The following is a 558-nucleotide window of genomic DNA, read 5'->3' on the forward strand; positions in this document are numbered from 1 at the left end:
AGAACATCACCGGCTTCCCCTACGGCCCGGGTCACAACATCATCAACGTGTGATCTGAAGGAGGGTGGGGCGTATGCCTCACCCTTTGCCGCAAACACGCAGAGTGCGGTCTAGGCCTGATAAAACGGATCCAGCTTGGCCTTGGCTTTTTCGTTCACGATCGGGATATAGTTCAGGCGATCCCCGGCTGATTGTGGAATAGCTTGCTTTAGAGCCTCAAGGTCCCGCACTGCCAAAATGACCGCATCGCCGGTTTCTCCGCCAAAACCTGCGATCTCTTCTTCGGTGAAACCGATCAGTTGAACGACGTCTTTGGCCCGAAACATTTTGACCTCAACAGATTGCGATAGCTTGAGAATTTCGTCCTTCAGCCGTTGGGCTGTCTGCGCAGGCATGGTAACGACGGCCATTTTCGGTCCTGATTGATTGAGGTACGCTGTATTTGATCACACTACAGGAAAAAGATACTAGGGTTGTCAATTTAAGGATGCATTAATACGCACGAGATAGAATATCGTTATTCTATGCAGTTTAAGCGGTTTGGGAGAAGCAGTAGTG

General features: G+C 50.2%; 1 protein-coding gene. It reads right to left on the bottom strand.

What is annotated here, in order from left to right:
• Nucleotides 1–110: 110 nt before the first annotated feature.
• The gene (locus tag ACR0E6_RS22895; protein WP_480565388.1) at nucleotides 111–410 is read right to left on the bottom strand and encodes a hypothetical protein; all 300 of its coding nucleotides are present in this window, start codon (nucleotides 408–410) and stop codon (nucleotides 111–113) included.
• Nucleotides 411–558: the final 148 nt, after the last annotated feature.

This window comes from Ruegeria sp. AP12 (assembly GCF_056540025.1).

Coding starts and splice junctions, on each gene's coding strand:
- ACR0E6_RS22895 (WP_480565388.1), bottom strand. CDS start 410: ATGGCCGTCGTTACCATGCCTGCGCAGACAGCCCAACGGCTGAAGGAC.